At 68.0% G+C, this 23,206-nt stretch carries 24 protein-coding genes; 14 read left to right on the top strand and 10 right to left on the bottom strand.

Features of this window, described 5'->3' with window-relative positions:
- Positions 1–131: 131 nt before the first annotated feature.
- The 7 genes from ACM6LR_RS08315 (at position 132) to ACM6LR_RS08285 (ending at position 8,775) form a co-directional block, all read left to right on the top strand.
- Entirely contained in the window at positions 132–599 is a 468-nt protein-coding gene (locus ACM6LR_RS08315; RefSeq protein WP_414936471.1) for an FHA domain-containing protein FhaB, read from the top strand.
- The gene (locus tag ACM6LR_RS08310; protein WP_414936472.1) at positions 596–2,002 is read left to right on the top strand and encodes a PP2C family protein-serine/threonine phosphatase; all 1,407 of its coding nucleotides are present in this window, start codon (positions 596–598) and stop codon (positions 2,000–2,002) included. Before ACM6LR_RS08315 ends, ACM6LR_RS08310 begins: the two co-directional genes overlap by 4 nt.
- Positions 2,002–3,480: an FtsW/RodA/SpoVE family cell cycle protein gene (locus ACM6LR_RS08305; protein ID WP_414936474.1), complete on the top strand. Its 1,479-nt coding sequence runs from the start codon at positions 2,002–2,004 to the stop codon at positions 3,478–3,480. Before ACM6LR_RS08310 ends, ACM6LR_RS08305 begins: the two co-directional genes overlap by 1 nt.
- On the top strand, positions 3,477–4,940 hold the full coding sequence (locus tag ACM6LR_RS08300) for a penicillin-binding transpeptidase domain-containing protein (protein ID WP_414943496.1): 1,464 nt from the start codon (positions 3,477–3,479) through the stop codon (positions 4,938–4,940). The genes ACM6LR_RS08305 and ACM6LR_RS08300 overlap by 4 nt, the downstream gene beginning before the upstream one ends.
- A 3-nt stretch (positions 4,941–4,943) precedes the next feature.
- Positions 4,944–6,254: a protein kinase domain-containing protein gene (locus ACM6LR_RS08295; protein WP_414943495.1), complete on the top strand. Its 1,311-nt coding sequence runs from the start codon at positions 4,944–4,946 to the stop codon at positions 6,252–6,254.
- Positions 6,251–8,215: a Stk1 family PASTA domain-containing Ser/Thr kinase gene (gene pknB / locus ACM6LR_RS08290; protein WP_414943537.1), complete on the top strand. Its 1,965-nt coding sequence runs from the start codon at positions 6,251–6,253 to the stop codon at positions 8,213–8,215. The genes ACM6LR_RS08295 and pknB overlap by 4 nt, the downstream gene beginning before the upstream one ends.
- 98 nt (positions 8,216–8,313) lie before the next feature.
- Positions 8,314–8,775 (top strand): type II toxin-antitoxin system Phd/YefM family antitoxin, encoded by a 462-nt coding sequence (locus ACM6LR_RS08285; RefSeq protein ID WP_414943494.1) that lies wholly within the window; start codon positions 8,314–8,316, stop codon positions 8,773–8,775.
- Positions 8,776–8,951: 176 nt separating this feature from the next.
- Here the strand turns inward: ACM6LR_RS08285 and ACM6LR_RS08280 are convergent, their stop codons facing one another.
- From ACM6LR_RS08280 to ACM6LR_RS08270, 3 genes are read right to left on the bottom strand one after another with little or no spacing between them, the layout of a single operon-like run.
- A complete protein-coding gene (locus ACM6LR_RS08280; protein WP_414943493.1) occupies positions 8,952–9,596 on the bottom strand; it encodes a hypothetical protein in 645 nt (214 codons plus the stop codon).
- Complete coding sequence (locus ACM6LR_RS08275) at positions 9,584–10,396, bottom strand: ATP-binding cassette domain-containing protein (protein WP_414943492.1); 813 nt, start codon at positions 10,394–10,396, stop codon at positions 9,584–9,586. Before ACM6LR_RS08275 ends, ACM6LR_RS08280 begins: the two co-directional genes overlap by 13 nt.
- A complete protein-coding gene (locus ACM6LR_RS08270; RefSeq protein ID WP_414936482.1) occupies positions 10,393–11,037 on the bottom strand; it encodes an aminodeoxychorismate/anthranilate synthase component II in 645 nt (214 codons plus the stop codon). The genes ACM6LR_RS08275 and ACM6LR_RS08270 overlap by 4 nt, the downstream gene beginning before the upstream one ends.
- A 111-nt stretch (positions 11,038–11,148) precedes the next feature.
- On the opposite strand from ACM6LR_RS08270, the gene ACM6LR_RS08265 reads away from it, so the two are divergent.
- Entirely contained in the window at positions 11,149–12,468 is a 1,320-nt protein-coding gene (locus ACM6LR_RS08265) for an FAD-dependent oxidoreductase (protein WP_414937097.1), read from the top strand.
- A 191-nt stretch (positions 12,469–12,659) separates the two neighbouring features.
- On the opposite strand, the gene ACM6LR_RS08260 is transcribed toward ACM6LR_RS08265, so the two are convergent.
- Together ACM6LR_RS08260 and ACM6LR_RS08255 are read right to left on the bottom strand one after the other, a co-directional pair.
- Positions 12,660–13,313: a response regulator gene (locus ACM6LR_RS08260; RefSeq protein WP_414943491.1), complete on the bottom strand. Its 654-nt coding sequence runs from the start codon at positions 13,311–13,313 to the stop codon at positions 12,660–12,662.
- A complete protein-coding gene (locus ACM6LR_RS08255; RefSeq protein ID WP_414943490.1) occupies positions 13,253–15,103 on the bottom strand; it encodes a sensor histidine kinase in 1,851 nt (616 codons plus the stop codon). The genes ACM6LR_RS08260 and ACM6LR_RS08255 overlap by 61 nt, the downstream gene beginning before the upstream one ends.
- A gap of 132 nt (positions 15,104–15,235) precedes the next feature.
- Here ACM6LR_RS08255 and ACM6LR_RS08250 point away from each other — a divergent pair, with 132 nt between their 5' ends.
- From ACM6LR_RS08250 to ACM6LR_RS08240, 3 genes are all read left to right on the top strand, one after another.
- A complete protein-coding gene (locus tag ACM6LR_RS08250) occupies positions 15,236–15,946 on the top strand; it encodes an ABC transporter ATP-binding protein (RefSeq protein ID WP_414936485.1) in 711 nt (236 codons plus the stop codon).
- 15 nt (positions 15,947–15,961) lie between these two features.
- A complete protein-coding gene (locus ACM6LR_RS08245; RefSeq protein WP_414943489.1) occupies positions 15,962–16,696 on the top strand; it encodes an ABC transporter permease in 735 nt (244 codons plus the stop codon).
- A 101-nt stretch (positions 16,697–16,797) separates the two neighbouring features.
- Positions 16,798–17,190 carry an SCO5389 family protein gene (locus ACM6LR_RS08240; RefSeq protein ID WP_414936487.1) on the top strand — a complete coding sequence of 131 codons (393 nt, stop codon included), beginning with the start codon at positions 16,798–16,800 and terminating at the stop codon, positions 17,188–17,190.
- On the opposite strand, the gene ACM6LR_RS08235 is transcribed toward ACM6LR_RS08240, so the two are convergent.
- From ACM6LR_RS08235 to ACM6LR_RS08225, 3 genes are read right to left on the bottom strand one after another with little or no spacing between them, the layout of a single operon-like run.
- Complete coding sequence (locus tag ACM6LR_RS08235; RefSeq protein WP_414943488.1) at positions 17,187–18,164, bottom strand: LLM class flavin-dependent oxidoreductase; 978 nt, start codon at positions 18,162–18,164, stop codon at positions 17,187–17,189. The two genes, ACM6LR_RS08240 and ACM6LR_RS08235, sit on opposite strands and share 4 nt — an antisense overlap.
- 2 nt (positions 18,165–18,166) lie before the next feature.
- Positions 18,167–18,322 carry a hypothetical protein gene (locus ACM6LR_RS08230; RefSeq protein WP_409489491.1) on the bottom strand — a complete coding sequence of 52 codons (156 nt, stop codon included), beginning with the start codon at positions 18,320–18,322 and terminating at the stop codon, positions 18,167–18,169.
- Complete coding sequence (locus ACM6LR_RS08225) at positions 18,322–19,245, bottom strand: class E sortase (RefSeq protein WP_414943536.1); 924 nt, start codon at positions 19,243–19,245, stop codon at positions 18,322–18,324. The genes ACM6LR_RS08230 and ACM6LR_RS08225 overlap by 1 nt, the downstream gene beginning before the upstream one ends.
- A 402-nt stretch (positions 19,246–19,647) precedes the next feature.
- Between ACM6LR_RS08225 and crgA the strand changes: the two genes are divergently transcribed.
- Together crgA and ACM6LR_RS08215 are read left to right on the top strand one after the other, a co-directional pair.
- Positions 19,648–19,914: a cell division protein CrgA gene (gene crgA, locus ACM6LR_RS08220; RefSeq protein ID WP_037308756.1), complete on the top strand. Its 267-nt coding sequence runs from the start codon at positions 19,648–19,650 to the stop codon at positions 19,912–19,914.
- Positions 19,915–20,032: 118 nt separating this feature from the next.
- Positions 20,033–20,410 (top strand): PH domain-containing protein, encoded by a 378-nt coding sequence (locus ACM6LR_RS08215; protein WP_414937099.1) that lies wholly within the window; start codon positions 20,033–20,035, stop codon positions 20,408–20,410.
- A 268-nt stretch (positions 20,411–20,678) separates the two neighbouring features.
- On the opposite strand, the gene ACM6LR_RS08210 is transcribed toward ACM6LR_RS08215, so the two are convergent.
- Together ACM6LR_RS08210 and ACM6LR_RS08205 are read right to left on the bottom strand one after the other, a co-directional pair.
- Positions 20,679–21,641 (bottom strand): rhomboid family intramembrane serine protease, encoded by a 963-nt coding sequence (locus ACM6LR_RS08210; RefSeq protein WP_414936489.1) that lies wholly within the window; start codon positions 21,639–21,641, stop codon positions 20,679–20,681.
- Positions 21,642–21,693: 52 nt separating this feature from the next.
- Positions 21,694–22,254 (bottom strand): peptidylprolyl isomerase, encoded by a 561-nt coding sequence (locus ACM6LR_RS08205; protein ID WP_414936490.1) that lies wholly within the window; start codon positions 22,252–22,254, stop codon positions 21,694–21,696.
- 89 nt (positions 22,255–22,343) lie between these two features.
- On the opposite strand from ACM6LR_RS08205, the gene ACM6LR_RS08200 reads away from it, so the two are divergent.
- The gene (locus ACM6LR_RS08200) at positions 22,344–23,087 is read left to right on the top strand and encodes a hypothetical protein (protein WP_414943487.1); all 744 of its coding nucleotides are present in this window, start codon (positions 22,344–22,346) and stop codon (positions 23,085–23,087) included.
- Positions 23,088–23,206: the final 119 nt, after the last annotated feature.

Genomic DNA, 23,206 nt, shown 5'->3' with positions numbered 1-23,206 from the left:
TTGCGGTGCGGGACCTCGAGTGGATCGGCACTTCAGGTCGTATGCGGAGAGCAAGGCTGTTTCGGAGCCGACCATCCCGGACGGTCCGGTCTCTTCGCGGCGTACAGGAGATACGGGAGCGGACACAACAAGTGCCAGAGCTGGTCGTTCAACTCACCAGGGTGGGCTTTCTCGTGCTGCTCTGGCTCTTCGTGTTCGCGGCGTTGCGCGTCGTCCGCTCGGATCTGTACGCGGCCTCCGGGCTGCGAGTCGCCGTCCCGACGTTCGGTCGCAAGAAGAAGGAAAACAAGAAGCCGCGCGGCGCGAAGTCGCCGCAGCAGCTGCTCGTGACCCATGGCGCGCTGGCAGGCACCAGGATCGCCTTGGACGGCAGGCCGATCCTGATCGGCCGTGCCGACGACTCGACCTTGGTGCTGGACGACGACTACGCGTCGACCCGGCACGCCCGGATCGCACTGCGCGGGGAGGATTGGTACGTGGAAGATCTGGGCTCGACGAACGGCACGTACCTCGACCGGGCTAAGGTCACGGCACCCCTCCGGGTCCCGCTCGGAGTCCCCATCCGGATCGGCAAAACGGTGATCGAGCTTCGCCCATGACCCTCGTCCTCCGCTACGCGGCTCGCAGCGACCGGGGCCTGGTGCGTTCCAGCAACCAGGACTCCGTGTACGCCGGTCCCCGCCTGCTCGCCCTCGCCGACGGTATGGGCGGCCACGCCGCCGGTGAGGTGGCCAGCAAGGTCGTCATCGCCTCCCTCGCCCCGCTCGACGACGACGAGCCGGGTGACGATCTCCTCGCCCAGTTGCGTGAGGCCGTCCAGAACGGCAACGCGGCCATCGCCGAACTCGTCCAGCAGGACCCGGACCTCGACGGGATGGGCACGACCCTGACCGCCGTGCTGTTCGCCGGTTCGCGGATGGGTGTCGTGCACGTCGGCGACTCGCGGGCGTATCTGATGCGAGGCGGGCAGTTCTCGCAGATCACGCGGGACGACAGCTTCGTCAACGAACTTCTCGAACAGGGCCGGATCACCCCGGAAGAGGCCGCGGTGCACCCGCAGCGGTCGCTGCTGCTGAAGGCGCTCACCGGCCACGAGGTCGAGCCGAGCCTGACGGTGCGCGAGGCGCGCGCCCGCGATCGCTACCTGATCTGCTCGGACGGCCTGTCCGGCATGGTCAGCGACGAAACGCTCGCCGAGGCCATCCAGATCCCGGATCCGCAGGCCTGCGCGGACCGGATGATCGAGCTGGCGCTCAAGGGTGGCGGCACGGACAACGTCACGGTGATCATCGCCGACGTCGTCGACGTCGATTTCGGTGAGGACGCGCCCATAGTGGGCGGCGCCGCCGGGGACGGCAGTGACGAGTTCCACCAGGGCGACTCCCCCGCCGCCCGCGCCAGGGCGCTGACCCAGCCCGCACCGCAGCCGCGGCCCGAGGTCCAGCCACCACAGGAGGACCCGAAGGTCAAGCGCCGGAGGCGATTTCGCTGGCTGGCGGGAGCAGTGGTCGTCCTGATCGTGCTGGCCGCGGCGGCGATCGCCACGCGGTATTTCGTGCTGAGCCAGTACTACGTCGGTGAGGGTGACGGCGAGGAGGTCGTGATCTACCGCGGCGTCCCCGGCAGCATCCTCGGCATCGACCTGCACGCCTACGAGCAGGGCTCGTGCCCGCCGGGCGGGCTCTGCACCGACAAGCTACTGGTGCCCGCGCTCCAGGAGGACGCGCGCATCGCGGTGAAGAACGGCGTCAAGAAGGACAACCTCGACGACGCCCGCAAGTACATCGACGACTTCCTGCGGCCGCACAAGCAGTTGGCCGACTGCAAACCGGCCAGCGGCTCGAATTCCGTGCCGCCTTCCATGCCGCCTCCCGCGTCGTCGCCTCCGGTGTCGTCGTCGGCGGCCTCCCCTTCTACCCCCGCCTCGCCGAGTTCGGCGAACCAGCCAGCGGGGAGGGACTGCTCGACGCCGGCCACGGCAGCACCAGGGGGCGGTAACTGATGAGCACACCGCTCGCCGATCCGGCTTCGGCCCAGTTCGCCACGAACCCTCCGCGCGAGCTGCCCACCCGGCGCGGAACCGAACTCGTTCTCCTGGCGTTCGCGACGTTCATCGTCACCATCGCGCTCGTGCTGGTGGAGGCGAACCAGGAGCAGGAGCTCACCAGCTCGATCATCTGGCTGGGGCTGTCCTACCTCGGGGTGCTGACGGCGGCACATCTGGCGGTGCGCCGCTGGGCGCCGTACGCGGATCCGGTGATCCTGCCGTGCGTCGCGCTGCTGAACGGGCTCGGCCTGGTGATGATCCACCGGATCGACCTCGCGCTCGCGGAGCGGGCTGTCCAGCTGGGCAAGGAATACAACCCGGACGTCACCAAGCAGGTGCTGTTCACCGCGATCTCGCTGGTGCTGTTCGTGGTGGTGCTGATCGTGATCAGCGACCACCGCACGCTGACCCGTTACGGCTACATCTGCGGTCTGGTCGGCATCGTCGCGCTCGCGCTGCCCGCGGTGCTGCCGTCGAGCCTGTCCGAGGTCAACGGCGCGAAGGTCTGGATCAAGCTGCCGTTCTTCTCGATCCAGCCCGGCGAGTTCGCGAAGATCCTGCTGATGATCTTCTTCGCCTCGTTCCTGGTGACGAAACGCGACCTGTTCATGGTGGCGGGCAAGAAGATCGTCGGCGTCGAGTTGCCGCGTGCCCGTGACCTCGGCCCGATCCTGATCGCGGCGGCCGCCTGCCTCGGCGTGCTGGTGTTCGAGAAGGACCTCGGGACGTCGCTGCTGTTCTTCGGTGTCACGCTGGTGATGCTGTACGTCGCGACCGAACGGGTCATCTGGGTGGTGCTCGGCGTCGGCTTCTTCGCCGCGGGCGCGATCATCGCCTACAACCTGTTCACGCACGTCCAGCAGCGCGTCCGGAACTGGATGGACCCGCTCGCCACCTACGACGACGCCGGCGGCGGTTACCAGGTCGCGCAGGGTCTGTTCGGACTCGGGACGGGCGGGGTCGGCGGCACCGGCCTCGGCGCCGGACGGCCGGACATGGTCCCCGAGGCCAAAACGGACTTCATCACCACCGCGATCGGCGAGGAACTCGGCTTCATCGGCCTCGCCGCGATGCTGATGCTGTACCTGATCCTGGCGATGCGCGGGATGCGCAGCGCTCTCGCGGTCCGCGACACCTTCGGCAAACTCCTCGGCGGCGGCCTTTCGTTCGCCCTGGTCATGCAGATCTTCGTGGTCGTCGGCGGCGTCACGAACCTGATCCCGAACACCGGGATCACCGCCCCGTTCCTCTCGCGCGGCGGTTCCTCGCTGCTCGCGAACTACATCCTGGTGGCCCTCCTGCTCCGCATCTCCGACGCCGCCCGTAAACCCGCCGCGCGGCCGAAGCCGCAACAGCCTCAGGCGCCGCTCGCGGAAGCGCACACGGTGCTGGTCCAGCGGCCGCCCGCGAACGGTGAGGGGAGCGCTTCGTGAACACCCCGCTCCGCAAGGTCGGCGTCGCCATGCTCGTCATGGTGGTGCTCCTGCTGGCCAACGCCACCTACATCCAGGTGGTCAAGGCCGACGACTATCGCACGGATTCACGCAACCTCCGCGTGCTCTACGAGGAGTACTCCCGTCAGCGCGGGCTGATCGTCACCCCCGACGGTGCCGCGCTCGCGAAGGTCGATCCGTCGAACGACAAGTACAAGTTCATCCGGACCTACGCCGACGGCCCGATGTACGCGCCGGTCACCGGCTACTACTCGATCAACTACGGCTCGGGCGGCCTGGAGCGCTCCGAGGACGAAGTCCTCAACGGCTCCGACCCGCGGTTGTTCGTCCGGCGCCTGTCGGACATGGTCACCGGCCGCGACCCGCGCGGCGGGAACGTGCGGCTGACGATCAACCCGGCCGTGCAGAAGGCCGCGTACGACCTGATGACGCAGAAGGGCTACACCGGTTCGGTGGTCGCGATGGAGCCCAAGACCGGGCGCATCCTGGCCATGGTGTCGACGCCGTCGTACGACCCGAACAAGCTCGCCTCGCACAGCACCAAGGAGCAGACCGCGGCGTGGGGGCAGTGGCGCGACGATCCGAAGAAGCCGATGCTGAACCGCGCGATCTCGGAGACCTACCCGCCGGGTTCGACGGCCAAGCTTTTGGTGACCGCGGCCGCGCTCGAAGACGGCAAGACGCCGGACACGCCGGTCAGCACCGCGCCCAACGTCAAGCTCCCCGGCACGCAGACGACGCTGGAGAACTACGGCGGCGCGACCTGCAAGGGCAGCACGTTGAAGGAAGCGCTGCGGTACTCCTGCAACGTGCCCTTCGCCGAACTCGCGGGCGAACTCGGCAAGGACAAGCTGAACGCGACGGCGAAGAACTTCGGCCTCGGCGAGGATCTGACCGTGCCGATGCGGGTGGCCGGTTCCACCCTCGGCCCGCTCGACTCGAAGCCCGCCCTGTTCCAGAGCGCCATCGGACAGCGCGACGTGCGTCTGACGCCCCTGCAGGACTGCCTGCTTTCGGCGACCGTCGCGAACAACGGGATGGCGATGAAGCCGCAGCTCGTGCAGGCGCTGCTGGCGCCGAACCTGTCGACCATCGAGGACTACACCCCGACCGAACTGACCGGCGACGCCGCGCTGTCCAGCGCGAACGCCGCGCTCCTGCGCGACATGATGCTGGCGTCGGAGGAGAACACGAAGGGCGCCGGCAAACGCGGCGACATCCAGATCGCCTCCAAGACCGGCACCGCCGAGCACGGCAACGACCCGAAGAGCACCCCGCCGCACGCCTGGTACACCGGTTTCGCGCCGGCGATGGACCCGACGATCGCCGTCTCGGTGATCGTCGAGTCCGGCGGTAACCGCGGGCTCGAAGCGACCGGTGGCACCGTGGCCGCGGAGATCGGCCGCGCCGCCGTCAACGCGATGCTCGGGGGTGGATAGCGCATGCTGTCCTCGGGTCAGCTGCTGGCCGACCGGTACAAGCTGACGAACCGGATCGCCGTCGGCGGGATGGGCGAGGTCTGGCAGGCCAGTGACACGCGGCTGGACCGGACGGTCGCGGTCAAGATCCTCAAGGCGGAGCTGTCCGGCGACGCGGAGTTCCTGCACCGCTTCCGGACCGAGGCGCGGATGACGGCGTCGCTGAACCACCCCGGCATCGCCGCGGTGCACGACTACGGCGAGACGGTCGCGGACGAGCTGTCGATCGCGTACCTGGTGATGGAGCTGGTCGAAGGCGATCCGCTGGCCGCGATCATCACCCGCGAAGGACGGCTGAACGCCGAGCGCACCCTGGACATCCTCGAGCAGGCCGGGAACGCGCTGCAGGCCGCGCACGAAACCGGTCTGGTGCACCGCGACGTCAAACCGGGCAACATCATGGTCACCCCGGCCGGGCAGGTGAAGATCACCGACTTCGGCGTCGCGAAGGCCGCCGACGCCGCCCCGGTGACCAGGTCCGGCATGGTCATGGGCACCGCCCACTACATCGCCCCCGAGCAGGCGCTCGGGCACAACGCCGAACCGGCGAGCGACGTCTACTCGCTGGCCGTATGCGGTTACGAATGTCTCACCGGGCACCGGCCGTTCCTTTCGGAGAACGCGGTGACCGTCGCGATGATGCACATCCGCGATCTCCCGCCGCCGCTGCCGCCGGACGTGCCGCCGGGCACCCGCGCGGTCATCGAGGCGACCCTGATCAAGGATCCGAGACAGCGGTACAACAGCGGCGGCGAGTTCGCGGCCGCGGTGGCGGCGGTCCGCGCCGGCCTGCCCCTGCCGACGCCGTCGGGGCTGGTCAACGTGGCCTACGCCGCGGGCCAACCGCCCGTGATGCCGCAGCAGGGACCGCCAGGTCCGCACTCACCGTCGAACCCGATGGTGGCTGTCGGACCGGCGTCGCATCCGGCGATGCACCCGGTTACCGGCCCGCCCCCGATGGCGGTCCGCCGTCTGCCCGGCAAACGGCCACAATGGGGCTGGTGGGTGCTGCTCGCGGTGATCCTGATCGCAGTACTGGTGGCAGGAGCCTTCCTCATCGTGAGACTGGTCGGTTCGGGCAACGGACAGCGGTCGGGCGGCGTGGAAACGAGTGAACAGGCACCGGCTCCGGGTAAGAAGTCTGTAGGTCCTTCACCGACATCCGCGTACCCCGCGGTGCCGACGGAGGGCAGCACCGAGGAGTCGGCCGGGCAGGCGAATCCAGGAATGATGAGCAGCAAACCTTGGACGGAATGGAACGGCACGCAGAGATGAGCACACCAAGACTGCTCAGCAACCGCTACGAGCTGGGCGACACGCTCGGCTATGGAGGCATGTCCGAGGTCCATCACGGCCACGACGTGCGCCTGGGCCGGGAGGTGGCGATCAAGATCCTGCGTGCCGACCTGGCACGGGATCCCCAGTTCCAGGAACGTTTCCGTCGCGAGGCACAGAACGCGGCGGCCTTGAACCACCCGGCGATCGTCGCCGTCTACGACACCGGCGAGACGAACACCGAGCTCGGCACGCTGCCCTACATCGTCATGGAGTTCGTCGAAGGACGGACCCTGCGGGACATCGTGAAGACCGAAGGCCCCATGTCGCAGAAGCGGGCGATGGAGGTCATGGCCGACGTCTGCGCGGCGCTGGACTTCTCGCACCGGCACGGCATCGTGCACCGCGACGTCAAGCCGGCGAACGTGATGATCACGAAGAACGGCGCCGTCAAGGTGATGGACTTCGGCATCGCGCGCGCCATGCACGACGGGCAGTCCGCGATGACGCAGACCGCCGCGGTGATCGGCACGGCACAGTACCTCTCACCGGAGCAGGCCCGCGGTGAGTCCGTCGACGCGCGTTCCGACGTCTACGCCGCCGGTTGTGTGCTGTACGAACTCGTCACCGGAGAGCCACCCTTCACCGGTGACTCCCCGGTCGCGGTGGCGTACCAGCACGTCCGGGAGGACCCCAACCCGCCGTCGTCGGTGAACCCGGCCGTGGCGCCCGAACTCGACGCCGTCGTGCTCAAGGCGCTCGCGAAGGGCCCGGCGAACCGCTATCAGTCGTCGGCGGAGATGCGTTCGGACCTGGTCCGCACGCTGTCCGGCCAGCGGCCGTCCGCGCCGATGGTGATGTCGGAGGACGAGCGCACCCAGGTCATGGACTCCGACCGCCGGGCTCCGCAGCGCTACGACCAGTACGAGGACGAAGCCGAGGATCCGGCCGCGAAGAAGAAGCGTCGCGCCTGGTTGATCGCCGGCCTCGTCGTCTCGCTGGCGGCCGTGGTGCTGCTGATCATGTGGCTGTCCAACGCGTTCGACAGCACCGGCGCGGAGAGCAAGGCGATCCCGGCGGTGCTCAGCCAGTCCGAAGCGACGGCGAAGACCACGCTGCGTGACGCGGGATTCAACTCGTTCGAGGCCACCAAAAGGGTCCCGTGCACCGGAGCGGCCGTCAACGGCCTGCCCGCCTGCGACGAGAACGACATCGACAAGGTCATCGCGATCAACCCCGCCCAAGGCCAGATGACGCTGACCACGGAGAAGATCACGCTGACCGTCGGCGCGAAGCCGGACAAGATCAAGACGCCGGACCTCAAGGGCAAGACCCAGGCCGAGGCCGAGGCGGCGCTGACCGGCGCGGGCCTGAAGCTCGGCGCGACCACCGAGCAGGAGACCGACGAGCCGAACAACGCGGGCAAGGTGCTTTCGCAGAACCCGGGCGCGCAGGCCGAGGTCGACCAGGGCTCGAAGGTCGACATCACCATCGGGAAGTCCAAGGAACTGAAGACGGTCCCGAACTACAAGGGCAAGAGCCGCTCCGAGGCGGAAGCCGGGCTGAGGCAGGCCGGGTTCACCCCGGTGTCCAAGAACACCAGCTCCAGCGAGCCCAAGGACACGGTCGTCGACCAGAACCCGAACGGCGGCAAGCTGCCGGTCGGCAGTGTGGTCAACCTGTCGATCTCGGACGGCAGCCAGGAGACTTTCGACATGCCGAACCTGAAGGGCATGACCGAGGAGCAGGCGACTCAACAGCTACAGCAACTGGGCTGGTCCGGCAAGCTGGACACGCAGGCCGACAAGTCCGGTGACCGGGACGACGCGGGCAAGGTCAGCAAGACCAACCCGCAGGCCGGTTCGAAGGTCGCGAAGAACGCGCCGATCACGCTGTTCATCTACGAAGGCGACGACTCGCCGACGACGTCGAGTCCGCCGCCGTTGATCCCGACCAGATGACGTAACGGATCTAGCTGAAGGAGGGCCCCGCACGGTTTCGTGCGGGGCCCTTTTCCTGCCACCGCAGCCAGGTCGCTACGAAGCGCTTCACCAGGCATATGGTCCGGCAGATCACACAACGCGAACTGCGCAATGACACGCCGAACATCATGCGTGCCGTCGAAGAAGGGGACAGCTTCGTTCTCACGCGCAACGGCACGCCTGTCGCGGATCTCGTGCCGCACAGCCAGAAACCGACCTTCGTTCCGTTCGGCGAGCTGATCGAGCTTCTCGGTGATCTTCCGCCGGAGGATCCTGCACAGTTCTTCGCGGACGTCGATCTCGCGGCGGATCCTGACCCGCACCGCGGCCCGGGAGAGCCGCAGCGGTGGCAGAAGCGGTTCTGCTCGACACTTCAACTGTCATCGCCCTGCCTCGTCCCGATGAACTCGCACTCGACGCTCCCGCGGCCATCGGCTCGATCACCTTGGCGGAGCTGGCCGCCGGAGTGCACGGCGCGGACCGGCCTCGCGACAGGGCCTCTCGGCTGGTCCGCCTCCAACGAGTGGAAGCGCGAATGATTCTCCTCATCGCGTCGGTCGCGGCGATCCATCGAATTCCTCTGGTCACTCGCGACGGCCCCGATTTCACCGACCTCGCGCCTTTCGTCAAGGTGATCGCAGGCGGCCACGGACTGAAGCCTCACGCCAAGCTCTCGGGAAGTTTTTGGCAGGACCCTCGAGTCAGCGGCTGGCCATCAGGCGTTGCGGCGGAGCAGGTGGCCGACGGCCGTCGCGCTCACGAGCAAGACGACGACGGCCGCCACCGCGGTCACCGTGAACGGACCGGCCAGTGGGTGTTGCGAAGTCAGGGCACGCAGCAGCGGGTTGGCCAACGGCAGCCATTTCACCAGCAGCACGGCGGCGAGCGCGAAGATCGCCGCCAGTACGGACCAGCCGATCCGCGGGATCAGCAGTCGCGAACAGGGCAGGCCGATCGCGATCCCGAACAGCGCGCACAACGCGTGCGCCGCGGCGCCGAGGGCGAGGGTGCCGATCGGAAAGCCGCCGGACCGGATCCCCGACCACGCCAGCGTCACGAAGATCAGCACGGCGGCGCAGCCGAAGACGGCCAGTGTCGCGCCGCCGAGGACCGATCGCCAGCGTCGCGCGTGGCTGAAGGTCACCAGCCGCTGGACCGGGTCCTCGACGTCGAGCATCGCGATCGTCAGCCAGCACGAGACCACCAGGAGCGATCCCGCGCTGATCCCGTACTGCGGCAGCAGCGGTGACTTCGGATCCGTGTAGAGCACGGTGCTGACCGCGAGGTAGGCGAGGATCGCGGGGAGATAGCGCTGGGAATGGCCGAGCAGTGCGAGGTAGTAGCGGGTCATGGCGAGCACGGCGCCACCTCCCGGACCGACAAGCCCCGGTTGAGTGCGCGCAGCAGGACTGCGTCCGTGTGCCCGGCTTCGACCGTCAGGACGACTCTTTCGCCGTCGGCCACGGCCTGGCTGACGCCGGGTTCCGCCGACCAGTCGCCACCGGGTCCGTGAAGCACGATCTTTGTCGCGGCTTCGGCTTTCGCGGCCGCTTCGACGCGGATCAGGCGCCCCTCGTCCATCCGGTGGACGTCGTCGGCGTGGGCGTGCACGGCGGCCGCCCGATGGTCGGTGAAGACCACGCTCGCGCCACGTTCCTTGGTCTCGGCGACGAGTTCGCCGAGCACCGTGTGGGCCTCGACGTCGAGGCCGGACCAAGGTTCGTCGAGGATCAGCAGCTCCGGTTCGACCAGAACCGCCTGGGCGAGACCGACTTTCTGGGCGTTGCCCTTCGACAGCGTCCGCAACGGTGCGTCCGGCCCGCCGACCAGCGCCAGCCTGTCCAGCAGGGGATCTATGGCCGACAAGTCGACAAGTCCGTCGATGCGGGCCATATGCCGCAGGTAAGCTCTGGCGCTCATCCGCTGTCCGCCAGGAAAGCGGTCCGGCAGGTAGCCGACCCGCGGGCTGCCCACGATGGTTCCCGAGGTCCCGCGGGAAAGTGCCGCGAGGAGCTTGAGCAGCGTCGACTTGCCCGACCCGTTCGAGCCGAGGATGCCGATGACGCGGCCCGGTGGGACGTCGAGGTCGACGTCGACGAGCACCGGTTCGCCGCGGCCATAGCGCTTACCGACTCCGTCGAGCCGGATCAGTGAGGTCACGCAGCAGCGGCCTTCTGCAGTGCGCGGGTCGCCTGTTCGAGTTCGTTGACCGTGGCGTCGGCGACCGGGTGCCCGGCCGAAGCCATCCAGTTCGCCAGCATCCGGTGCCCGCCCTGCGTGAGCACGGATTCGGGGTGGAACTGGACGCCTTCGAGCGGCAGCTCGCGGTGCCGCATGCCCATCACGACACCGGACTCGGTGCGGCCTGTGATCTCGAACACGGTGTCGTCGATGGTTTCCGGCAAAACGGTCAACGAGTGGTACCGCGTGGCGGTGAATTCGTCAGGGAGCCCGGCGAGCACTCCGTCGCCCGAATGACGGACTTGACTCGTCTTGCCGTGCAGCAGTTCAGGGGCGCGGTCGACGGTGGCGCCGAAGACGACGCCCAAGGCCTGGTGGCCGAGGCAGACGCCGAGCATCGGGATCCGCTTTTGAGCGCATTCGCGGACGACGTCCATGCTCTGACCAGCACGTTCCGGGGTTCCGGGGCCGGGAGAGACGAGGACCGCGTCGAACTCGCCGAGCTTGTCGATCTCCACGACGTCGTTACGCCAGACAGTGCAGTCGGCGCCGAGCTGGGCCAGGTACTGGACCAGGTTGTAGACAAAACTGTCGTAGTTGTCGACGACGAGCACGCGCATACCGCCAGCTTAGCGGCTCCCATCAGGTGGACCGTACGCCAGATCACAATGAATGTTAGGGCTACCTAACTTACCGTGGTAGGGGTGAGCCGTTCTCTTCGTGTAGCCATCGTGGGTGCCGGTCCGGCCGGCATCTACGCCGCCGACATCCTCGACAAGTCCGACGCAGACGTGACGATCGACCTGTTCGAGCGTATGCCGGCGCCGTTCGGGCTGATCCGGTACGGCGTCGCGCCCGACCACCCCCGGATCAAGGGCATCGTCACCGCCCTGCACAAGGTGCTCGACAAGCCGAACGTCCGGCTGCTGGGCAATGTCGACTACGGGACCGACCTCAAACTCGACGATCTGCGCCAGTTCTACGACGCGGTGATCTTCTCGACCGGTGCCATGGCCGACCGCGCGCTCGACATCCCCGGCATCGACCTCGACGGCAGTTACGGCGCCGCGGACTTCGTCTCCTGGTACGACGGTCACCCGGACGTCCCGCGCACCTGGCCGCTGAACGCGACCTCGGTCGCCGTTCTCGGTGTCGGGAACGTGGCGCTCGACGTGGCGCGGATTCTCGCGAAGACCGCGGACGAGCTGCTCAGCACCGACATCCCGGACAACGTCTACCAGGGCCTGAAGGCCAGTCCGGTCACCGATGTGCACGTGTTCGGCCGTCGCGGCCCGGCTCAGGCGAAGTTCACGCCGCTGGAACTGCGTGAGCTGGACCACTCGCCGAACGTCGAGGTCGTCGTGTACCCGGAGGACATCGAGTTCGACGAGGGCAGCATCGCCGCGCTGCGGGCGTCGAAGCAGATCGACATGGTCGTGAAGACGCTGCAGGAGTGGGCGATCCGCGACCAGGGCGACCGGCCGAAGCGGCTGCACCTGCACTTCCTGCACTCGCCGTGCGAGGTCGTCGGGGAGGACGGTCGCGTCGTCGGCCTGCGGACCGAACGCACCGAACTGACCGGTGACGGGAACGTGCGCGGCACCGGCGAGTTCCACGACTGGGACGTCCAGGCCGTCTACCGCGCGGTGGGTTACCTGTCGTCGCACCTGCCGGAGATCCCGTTCGACCACAACACCGGGACCGTGCCGAACCAGGCTGGCCGGGTGCTGGACATCGACGAGGACCAGGTGCCGGGCGTCTACGTGACCGGCTGGATCAAACGCGGCCCGGTCGGCCTCATCGGCCACACCAAGGGTGACGCGGCCGAGACGATCGCGAGCCTGCTGGCCGACGCCGACGACCTGGCGGCCCCGGCAGTGGACGATCCCGACGCGATCCTCGGCTTCCTCACCGAGCGTGGCGTTCCCTTCACCACCTGGGAAGGCTGGGGCAAACTCGACGCCCACGAGAAGTCCCTGGGCGTTCCGCACGGCCGGGACCGCGTCAAGGTCGTGGAACGCGACGAAATGACCCAGATCTCGCGCTCTTAACTCACTTACCCAGCCCCCCACCCGTCCCAGGGGGCGGCCCCGAACCCAGTCTATCGGCCGGGGGCGGCGAAAGGGCTGGTCAGTTGGGGTTGTCCACAGCCGGCGACGGTTGTGGACAACTGTCGGGCGCCGTGAAGGCCTCCTTCCGGGACTCCGAGTCCCTCAAGGGGGCCTTCACGGACCTAAAAGGATCAGGAACCCAGGTAGGCCAAGACCGCGAGCACCCGCCGGTTCGTGTCGTCCGAAGCGACGATGCCGAGTTTCGCGAAGATGTTCGCGGTGTGCTTCCCCACCGCCCCCTCGCTGAAGTGCAGCCGCCCGGCGATCGCGGCGTTGGAGCAGCCCTCGGCCATCAATTCGAGCACCTCGCGTTCCCGAGGGGTCAGCGCGGAGAGAGGGTCGGAGGCGTTGCCCGCCACCAGTTTCGCGATCACCTCGGGGTCCATCGCGGTCCCGCCGCCCGCCACGCGCCGCACCGCGTCGATGAACTGGTCGGCGTTGAAGACCCGGTCCTTCAGCAGGTAGCCGATCGCGCCGGCGCCGTCGGCCAGCAGTTCCCGGGCGTAGAGCTGCTCGACGTGTTGCGACAGCACGAGAATCGGCAACCCGGGGACGTCACGCCGCACCGCCAGCGAGACCTGCAGGCCCTCGTCGGTGTTCGTCGGCGGCATCCGGACGTCGACCACCGAGACGTCCGGCCGGTGTTCGCGCAACGCCCGTTCCAGTTCCGGCCCGGTCCCGACGGCCTCGACGACGTCGAAACCGTGCGCGGTCAGCAGATGTGTCAGTCCGTCCCGGAGGAGGTACTGGTCCTCGGCGACGACACATCGGGGTCGAGCTGACACGGGATCTCCATGGTCGCCTTCGTCGGCCCGCCGGGCGGGCTGGTCAGGGCAAAAGTACCGTCGAACGTGCCCAGCCTGCGTTCGATCCCCCGAATCCCGCTGCCCCGGGCCGCGTTCGCACCGCCCTTCCCGTCGTCGGTCACCTCGATCCGCAGCAGACCGTCGTCATAACCCAGCTCGATCGACACTCGCCGCGCCTCACCGTGCTTCGCCGCGTTGCCCAGCAACTCGCTGACCGCGAAGTAGGCGCACGCTTCCGCGGGCTGTTCGAGCCGCGGCACCACACCATTCACCGAGGCCCGCAGCGGACTGTCCAGAGCCATCGCCCGCACTGCGTCACCGAGACCGCGTTCGGACAACACCGGCGGGTGAATCCCCCGCACCAGCAGCCTCAGCTCGGTCAACGTCTCCGACGACGTCTGCCGCAGGTCGGCGGCCAGCCGTTTCGCCGCGGCCGGATCACTGTCGATCAGGGCTTCGACGGCCCCCAGCTTCATCCCCATCGCGACCAGGCGGGACTGGACCCCGTCGTGCAGATCCCGTTCGATCCGCCGCAGTTCGGCGGCCTGCGCGACCGACGCGTCCGTCCGCGTCTGCTTCAGCCGCTCGACACGCTGCTCCAGCCGCGACGCCTCCGTCGATCCCAGCAGCAGCTTCGCGAAGCGCGCTCCCAGCCGAGCGAGCCACGGTGTCGTGACCAGCCCGGCGACGAAGGCCGCGACGGCGACCGGAGTCAGCGCGAGCGCCTGCCCATGGCTGGTCGCCTCGGGCAGGCCGATCATCGAGAACCAGTGCGTGGTCGACCATCCGGTGTTCGTCCACTGGGCGATCGGACGCCATACCCACAACGCCAAGACACCCTGGAATCCGAAGAACACCAAGGCCGCCGTCGGCAGCGCCATCAGCAGCAGCACCACGGAGTTGACCAGCGCGGCCGCCAGGTCACGCCAGGTCGCCCGATCCCGCATCGCCCAGCGCCAGCGCGCCAGCCGCGCCGGCCACCACGGCGTGTCGTACAACTGCCGTCCGTGCTGGTACATCCCGTCCGCCCGCGGCAAGGGGAACGACGGCTCCGGCAGGTAGGGGCGGTCGATCCGCACCCCGGTCCAGTTCTTGGCTTCGCGGCGCAGGGTGTCGGTCACCGTCCGGCCGGCGACGACCAGCGTCGGGAACAGCGGCGCCGGGCCGATCAGCACGAGCAGTGTCGGAACCGCCATCCCGAGCTGCGCGGCCGAAAGCCCGAACAGCCCCAGCTGGAACCCGAGCGCCTTGAGGTGCCGTTTGAGCCAGCCCTCGCCGCCACGACGCTCACGCGGTCCGAGCCACCAGCGGGTCCACTTGCCGTACAGCCGGAGCGCGGGCGGTCCGGTCAGCAGAACCGCGGGCACGAGCAGCAGACCCGCGAAGGGGTTCCACAGCTGCCAGCCGAGATCGCGCCCGGTCGCCGGGTCGTCGGAGATCCACTCGAACCGTTTGGTCCATTTGATGAACCACGACCGCTTGAACAGGCTGTTCCCTTCGCGGTACCAGCCATCGCGCTCACGTTCCGGCTCGGGCGGAGCGGGCCGGTAAGGCGACTCGACGTCGATACCGCACCAGCGCCCGGCCAGCCGCCGGGTGAGGACGGCGCGCGGCCGTGCCCCCTCCAGCGCCAGCGTGTACGCGAAGACCAGACCCGCGCAGAGCAGGCAGAACCCCACCAGCACGAGCAGGAGGTCCAGCCAGCTCACCAGGGCCAGGCCGGTGAGCGCGAGGCCGCGGCGCACCGAGGTGAGGTACTTGCGAATCATGCGAGAAGTCTCGCCCACCGCCCTCACCCGGCGCAGTGACCACAGGTCCCCGGTTGGGGTGGGCCCAGCCCCACCCCAACCGGGCTTCTAGCCCCATTCAGAAGAAAAGCGTTGCACCATAACGTTTTTCGCATGCCACTCATCGAAGTCAGCAACCTCCGCAAGACGTACGGAGAGCACGTCGCGGTCGACGACGTTTCGTTCCACGTGGAACAGGGCGAGATCTTCGGGATCCTCGGGACCAACGGCGCGGGCAAGACCACCACCGTCGAATGCCTCCAGGGACTGCGAACGCCGGACTCCGGCAGCATGTCGGTCCTGGGGCTCGACCCCGGCAAGGACCACAACTTCCTCCGGCAGCGCCTCGGCTCACAGCTTCAGGAGAGCAGCCTGCCGGACAAGATCAAGGTCCACGAGGCACTCGACCTCTACGCGTCCTTCTACGCGAACCCCGCCGACACCGGCGACCTGCTTACGAAACTGGGTCTCACCGAGCAGCGGAACAAGTACTTCGGCAAGCTTTCCGGCGGGCAGAAGCAGCGCGTCTCGATCGCGCTCGCGCTGGTCGGCCGCCCCGAGGTCGCCGTCCTCGACGAGCTGACCACCGGACTGGACCCGCACGCGCGCCGCGACACCTGGAAGCTCGTCGAGACCGTGCGCGACAGCGGGGTCACCGTCCTGCTCGTCACGCACTTCATGGACGAGGCCGAACGCCTCTGCGACCGCCTCGCGATCTTCGACGCCGGACGCGTGGTCGCCACCGGCACTCCCGGCGAGCTCCGCGACCGCGCCGGTAAAACCACCTTGGACGACGCCTTCGTGACCCTGACCGGCCGCGACTGATCCCGGAGACGAGAAATGAACACGCTCACCAAGATCACCATCACCGAAACGAAACTCGCCCTGCGCTCACCGGGCTTCGTCATCTCCGGGCTCGTGCTGCCGACGGCCATCACGGCCGTGCTCGGGGTGATCCCCGGCATTCGCGCGGAGAGCGAAACAACGACGGGGATGCGCTTCCTCGACGCCTGGGTACCGTCGATGATCGTGCTCACCATCGCCATGATGGGCCTGCAGTCGATCCCCGGGATCATCGCGTCCTACCGCGAACAGGGCATCCTCCGCCGCTTCGCCACCACCCCGGTACACCCGGCCCAACTCCTGGTGGCGCAGCTGATCATCAACGTCGCCGTGACGATCGGCGGGGTCGGCATACTCCTCGTGGCGGCCGACGTCGTCTTCGACGTCCCCAGCCCGCGCGACCCGCTCGGCTTCCTGCTCGCGTTCGTCCTCGGCACGGCCGCGATCTTCGGCCTCGGCCTGATCGCCGCGTCGGTCGCCAAGACCAGCCGCGCCGCGGGAGGGATCGCGATGATCGCCTATTTCCCGATCATGTTCCTCGGCGGCGTCTGGCTGCCGCGTCCGTTGCTCCCGGAGGTCATCCAGAACATCGGCGCGTACATCCCGCCGGGCGTCAAAGCCCTCGAAGACGCCTGGACCGGCACCGGTGCCCAGCCGCTGCAACTCGCCGTTCTGGCGGTTTTCGCGGTGGGCAGTTGTGCAGTGGCGGCGAAGCTCTTTCGCTGGGAGTGACGGCGGCTTCCGCCAAAGTGGTGATGATGATCGTTTTCTCTTGTGGCGCGGGCCGCGGGTGGGTAGTCAGGGAGACGGCCAACGTTCACCTTGGAGGTTCGATGTCTTTGGATGTATCGCCCGCGCTGCTTGAGAAGGCCGAGCGCGGGGAGGTCTCCGACGCCGAATTCGTCGCCTGTGTCCGGGAATCCCTGCCCTACGCCTGGACCGTGATCACCGGTGTCATCGCGGAGGCCGACGGCGCGCCCGACGGGTTCGCCGACAACGAGACGCCGCCGCCGAGCGAGGCCGAACGCGGTCAGCTGCTGCGGGCGCTGGCCTCGGACGCCATCCGGGGCGGGCTGGAACGGCACTTCGGCGTGAAGCTGGCGTTCCAGAACTGCCACCGGATCGCCGTGTTCAAGAAGTCCCATGTGGACAGTGACCGCTACCGCGCGTTCGTCTCGCCACGCGGCCAGCTGCTGAACCAGAGCCCGGAACTGCGCGACTGCTAGCCGGTTCGCAGCGCGGGTAGCACTTCGGCGCCGATCCGCGCGATGTTCTCGAGCGTTCCCTCCGGCGTACCGGACGCTTCCACCATCATGATCACGTGGGAGATCCCGGTACGCCGGATGCTCGTCCCCAGCCTGTCGACGCAGTACCCCACTCCGCCGATCGGGTGCCTTTCGCACAGCTTGTCGGTGTAGGAGACCGGATCCTTGTCCAGCCCCCGCTTGCCGTTCAGGGAGACGTGCCCGGCGAACCCCTCCTTCAGGGAACCCGGCAACGCCGACCGCACGACGTCCAGCGCGTCGTCCCCCACCTGGCACATCACCGTCGAGACGTGTTCGGCGGCCGAATCCCCATATGCGGCAAGGGTTTCGATCTTGGCGTCGTCGTCGGCGTGCAGGCCGAGCAGCATCGGCAGCCGACGGTCGGCAGCCAGCCGGACGGCACGCGATCCGGCGTCACCGCAGGCCACGACCAGGCGCGGAGCCCGCTGGGGCCGCGGCACCATCGGGACCTCACGGAACTCGAAGTGGTCGCCATCGGCCGAGACGGTCTTCGAAGTCATCGCCGCGAGCAGCAGATCGAGGCTCTCCTCGAACCCCGTTTCGTAGCGGGACGCCCCGGTGCCGAACACCTCGAGGTCCTGCCACGGCCCGCCCCGGCCGACGCCGATCCGCAGCCGTCCGCCGGAAACCGCGTCGAGCAGCGACCATTGTTCGGCGAGCGCCACCGGATGCGCGATCGACAGCACGCTCACCGCGGTGCCGACCGCGATCCGTTCGGTGCGGCCGAGCACGTGCGCGGCGAGCGTGATCGCGGACGGGCACACGCCGTACGGCATGAAGTGGTGCTCGGCGAACCAGACGTCGTCGAATCCGGCCCGTTCGGCGGCGACGGCGGCGGCGACCGACCTGCGCAGGACGTCGGCGTCCTCCTGCCCGGGAAACCGCCCGGAAACGAGGAAGACACCAAAACGCACGCCTATTGGACGCTCACTTCGTTGAACCACAGCCGCGGTTCCAGCCACGGGAAGACGACGAACATCAGCAGGGCGACGATCCCCAGCGCCAGCACGACCGACGTCATCAGCTTCACCGCGAAGGGGCCCGGCAGCTTGCGCCAGATCCAGCCGTACATCAGCGCGCCTCCGAGAGCTTGGGCAGGAGTTCGGCGTAGGAGCCGACCTGGTTCTTCGGCACCTGCTGGGCCAGCACCGCGTGGATGATGAGCCGCTCGCGCGCCGAGAACTTCGGGTGACACGTCGTCAGCGTAAGCAGGGAGACCTGCTCGGCCTTGGGCAAGATCTCCGGGTCCTTGTACGGCACCGGGTTCACCGTGTCGCCCTTGGTCGGGAACACGATGCGGCGGCCGTTGGTCTCGCCGTAGGCGCCGCCGTCGACGGCGTTCGGGTCACGCAGCGTCCCGACGTTCTTGCATTTCGGGTCGGCGCCCTTGCCCGTGGCCCAGCCCTCGACCTCGTCCTTGTAGGGCAGCACCTTGTAGATGTAGAAGTCGGTCTGCGTCTCGATGATGATCTGCTCGCACGAGCTGACGTTGTCGAGGTCGTTGAACGGCGCGCCCTTGCCGACGCGGTGGCCGGCGATCGCGAAGTTGCCTGGCTCGCCCGGGAGCGCGGTGCCCTTGTAGTGGCCGGGGCCGACTTCAAGCGCGGCCTCGGTGGTGCCTTCCTGGATGGTGAAGTTGAAGTCGGCGCCGAACACCGGGATGTGGATCCTGGCGAACGCCTTCCCGTCGACGAGGTCCGGATGCAGCTGCCGGTCCTTCGACCAGTCGCCGTCCAGTTCCGAACTCGCCTCGGACTGCTTGCCCGCGGAGAAGAGGTCGGTCACGTAGACCTCGTAGACCATGAACAGCAGCACCACCAGCCCCGCGGTGATGAGGAGTTCCCCGACTGTCCGGATGGCGACGCCGCCCTTGCCCAGTTCCGCCGGGGGGCGTTCTTCGGTCGCGGTACCGCCGCCGACCGGTTCGAAGATGACGGTCTCCTCGGTCGACCCCGGCGGCGGCGCGGGACGACGGCGCGGTGGTGGCCCATCCATCCGGCGTCGCGGCGGTGGCCCGTCCGGCGACCTGCCTTCTTGCGGCCTTCGGCGGGGCGAAGGCGTCTCTCCCTGGCCGCGACGCGGCCCGGCCGCGTCCTCCGGCCTACGCCGGGGCACTGGACGGCCCTCGCCGGGTGGGCGTTCGGAGTACCGCCGTCGGTCCCCGCCCGGCTCTTCCCGCTCAGCCACGCAAGCTCCTCAGTCTCGAACCAAGCCGCAGTGTCGAACCAGCACAGTGTCGAACCGTGTGTGACACCATTGTCACAGTGCGGGAAATCGACCGGTCCCGGACGGTGCCCAGCGGCGCCTGTTTACGTTAACGTGTGCACGTGGCGCTGGTTGCGCACCCGAAAGCGGGTCATCGCCACCAGGGAAGCCGAACAGTACGCGAGGAACACGATGCCGAAGTCCAAGGTCCGCAAGAAGACGGCGTACACCCCGCCGACCGATCGCCGCACGCCGGTGAAGGTCAAGGCCGCGGGCCCGTCGAACCTGTTCTACAAGATCGTGATGTTCGGTCTCATGTTGGTCGGCCTGTTGTGGCTGGTCGTCAACTACATCGCGGGTGACAAGATCCCCTTCATGGCGGATCTGGGCAACACGAACTTCGCGATCGGCTTCGTGCTGATGATCGCCGGGTTGCTTATGACGATGCGGTGGCGGTGAGCATTACCCCGGTTGGCGGCTTGACGCCGAATTACACCGGTGTGACTCATCCCCAGTGTGGATAACCCCTGTGGATAACTACCCCACCTCGTGGGCACCGCAGCAGAACGTTGTGGTAGTGGCTTGGGCGATCACCCTGTTCTTGCTGGCAGGTGTGGTGTGGCTGGCCATCGGGGGTGACGTCGGCGGCACCGTGCTGACGGGGATCTCGGTGCTCTCCGTCGGCGCACTCGCGCTGCATGGCACCCTGCTCCGTCCCCGGCTGGCCGCCGGTCCCGACGGGATTCTGGCCAGGACCGCCGGTGGCGCGTACCAGTACTCCTGGGCCGAAGCCCGGCTCCGGCTGCGCACGACGCGCCGTTTCGGCCGGGACAGTCTGACCCTCGAGGTCGAATCCGGCGAACATCTGCTGGTGTTCGGCCGGATCGACCTCGGCGAGGACCCCAGGGACGTCATGGACGTCCTCACCGCCCTCAAGGGTCAGGCGTTGTCGTAGTAGTGGACGTCGCCGTTCGGGCCGTGTGACCAGCCCGCGACCGCGGGCGACGCGTACTCCCCGAAGATCTCGTACGACAAGGCTGGCGAGCAGATCGGCGGTGACCTCCCAGCCACTGGCCGCGCCCGGCCTCGTCGTGCTGACGGTCTGCGTCGCCACCGACGAAGTGACGCCGGGAAGCAGAGTCTTCGCGACGACGGGGGCGAACAGCACCCCCCTAAAAGTACCCAGTCACGTTGCTTCTCCCCACGTGGGGGAAGCGGAGCTACTACCGGTAGCAGATGTAGACGGACTGGCCCTGGTATGGCGTGAACTGGCAGTACGCGGCGGAAACCGTCTGCGCGTCCTTCCAGACGATGAGCCCGATGATCGCCACGACGACGATCGCGATGCCGACGATCTGCCAGCGGAGCCGGTTCTTTTCCGGGGCGTACAGCAGGGCGAAGGTCGCCAAGAGACCGGCGGCGAAACCACCCGCGTGGGCGAGGATCGAGATGTTCGGCACCTGGAAGGTGATGAACACGTTCAGGCCGAGGATGATCAGCAACCAGGTCGGGTTGAGCCTGAGTTTGATGACGATGACCGTGTACGCGCCGATGAGCCCGAAGATGGCGCCGGACGCGCCCACCACGGGGAAGGCGTCGAGGCCCGAGAACACCAGGCACGCGGCCGAGCCGCCGAGCATCGACACGAAGTAGAGCGCGGTGAACGGGAGCCGTCCGAGCGCGAGCTCCAGCGGGCGGCCCACGAACCAGAGCGAGAAGGCGTTGCTCGCGATGTGCAGCACGCCGAAGTGCAGGAATCCCGAGGTGAAGATCCGCCACCACTCGTTGCCCGCGAGTGTCGGCGCGTTGTCCAGGTTGCCGAGCTGGAAGAACTCCGAGATGTTGTTGTTCGAGATGCTGCCGGACAGCGCGACCGTGATGAAGAAGATGACGACGTTGAGCGCCAGGAGGGCCGGCGTCACGAGAGCCGTCCGAGGCGGCTGAGCGCCGGCGAGGGTGGTCGCGCCGTAGCCGGCGTCACGATACTGCTTCTGCTGGACGCGGTCCTGCTGGCGGCCTGCCTGCACGCAGTCGGTGCACTGGAAGCCCACGGACGCTTCACGCAGGCAGTCCGGGCAGGCTGGACGCTCGCAGCGCGAACAGCTCAGCCCGGTCCGCCGGTTCGGGTGCCACCAGCAACCAGGCATGGCGGCCTGCTGGTACTGGGGATTCGGTGGTTGGCTCACGATGCCACCAACCTACCGAAATCCCCCGTAGCCGGCTTTGTGATCAGCGTTGTCAGCCTTCGCGGGTGATGCTGACCTTCTCGATGACGATGTCCTGCAGCGGACGGTCGGCCGGACCGGTCGCCGTGCGCCCGATCGCGTCGACGACGTCGCGGGATGCCTGGTCCGCGACCTCGCCGAAGATCGTGTGCTTGAAGTTCAGGTGCGTCGTCGGGGCGACGGTGATGAAGAACTGTGAGCCGTTGGTGCCGGGTCCGGCGTTGGCCATGGCCAGCAGGTACGGCTTGGAGAACTGGAGCTCCGGGTGGAACTCGTCGCCGAACTTGTAGCCGGGGCCGCCGCGGCCGGTGCCGGTCGGGTCGCCGCCCTGGAGCATGAAGCCGTCGATGACGCGGTGGAAGATCGACCCGTCGTAGAACGGGCCCGAGTTCGTGCCCTGCGCGTTGGGCTGGGTGTACTCCTTGCCGCCCTCCGCCAGCCCGACGAAGTTCGCGACCGTTTTCGGCGCGTGGTCGGGGAACAGGTTCAGGTGGATGTCACCCTGATTGGTGTGCAGAGTGGCCTTCGATGCGCCACCGATGAGGGATCCCTTGCTTTCAGTCACGAGCGTCATCGTGCCATCTGCGGCAAGATCTGGGGGAAAGGGGCACGATAGGTTACGAGCAACGAAGCAGAATCAAAACGATTGATGAGGTGAAGGCCATGACCCGGACCGCAGATTCGGTGAGCGAGTCGGCGAAGGCCGGCGCGCTCGGCCTGCGTAAACGTGCGGTTGAGGCGGGTAAGGAAGCCACCGCCCACGCCGTCGAGGTAGCCGAGCAGAAGCTCTCCGAGAGCGCCGGTGAGATCGCTAAGACCAGCCGTCGCGCGCGCAAGAAGCTCGCGAAGAAGACGGAACTGACCCGCAAGGAGCTCAAGCGGAGCTCGAAGGCGGCTCGTAAGGAGGCGTTGGCCAGGATTTCCGAGATGCGGAAGCCGGGCCGTAAGGCACGTAAGGCCGCGATCCTGGCCGCGAAGTCCACCGGTGAGTCCAAGCGCCGGGGCAAGAAGGACTTCAAGGCCGCGAAGAAGGACTTCAGGGCCGCGCTCGTGGAAGCGAAGTCCGCTGCCAAGGGGACGCGTAAGCGTCGCCGCTGGCCGTGGGTCATCGGTATCGCGGTGGTCGGCGGCGGTGCCGCCTACGCCCTGCGTTCCAAGCAGGAGCCGCCGGTGGCGCCTGCTCCGCCGAAGGCACCGCCCGCTCCCCCCGTGAAGCCCGCCGCTCCGGCCGGGGCCGCGGCCGCGCCGAAGCCCGATCCCGCGAAGCCTGCCGCTTCCGGTCCGGCTCCGGCTCCGGCTCCGGCTCCGGCTCCGGCTCCGGCTCCGGTGAAGCCCGCGACACCGAAGTCCGGTACCCCGAAGAACGGGCACCAGGCTTCAACCAGCTCCGCCGACAAGAAGAACTGACGCCTACCCCTCGTCCCCTACTTGTCGCACGGGCCGTCCAGTGACCCACAAGGCCACTGGACGGCCCTCTCACGTCCAAAGCGACCCAAGCCCGAAGATCAACGCACCCCACAACAGCA

Source organism: Amycolatopsis sp. cmx-11-32 (assembly GCF_047608695.1).
GTDB lineage: Bacteria > Actinomycetota > Actinomycetes > Mycobacteriales > Pseudonocardiaceae > Amycolatopsis.
Note: the sequence above shows the minus strand (reverse complement) of the source record. Positions and strands in the feature narration are given on the sequence as shown.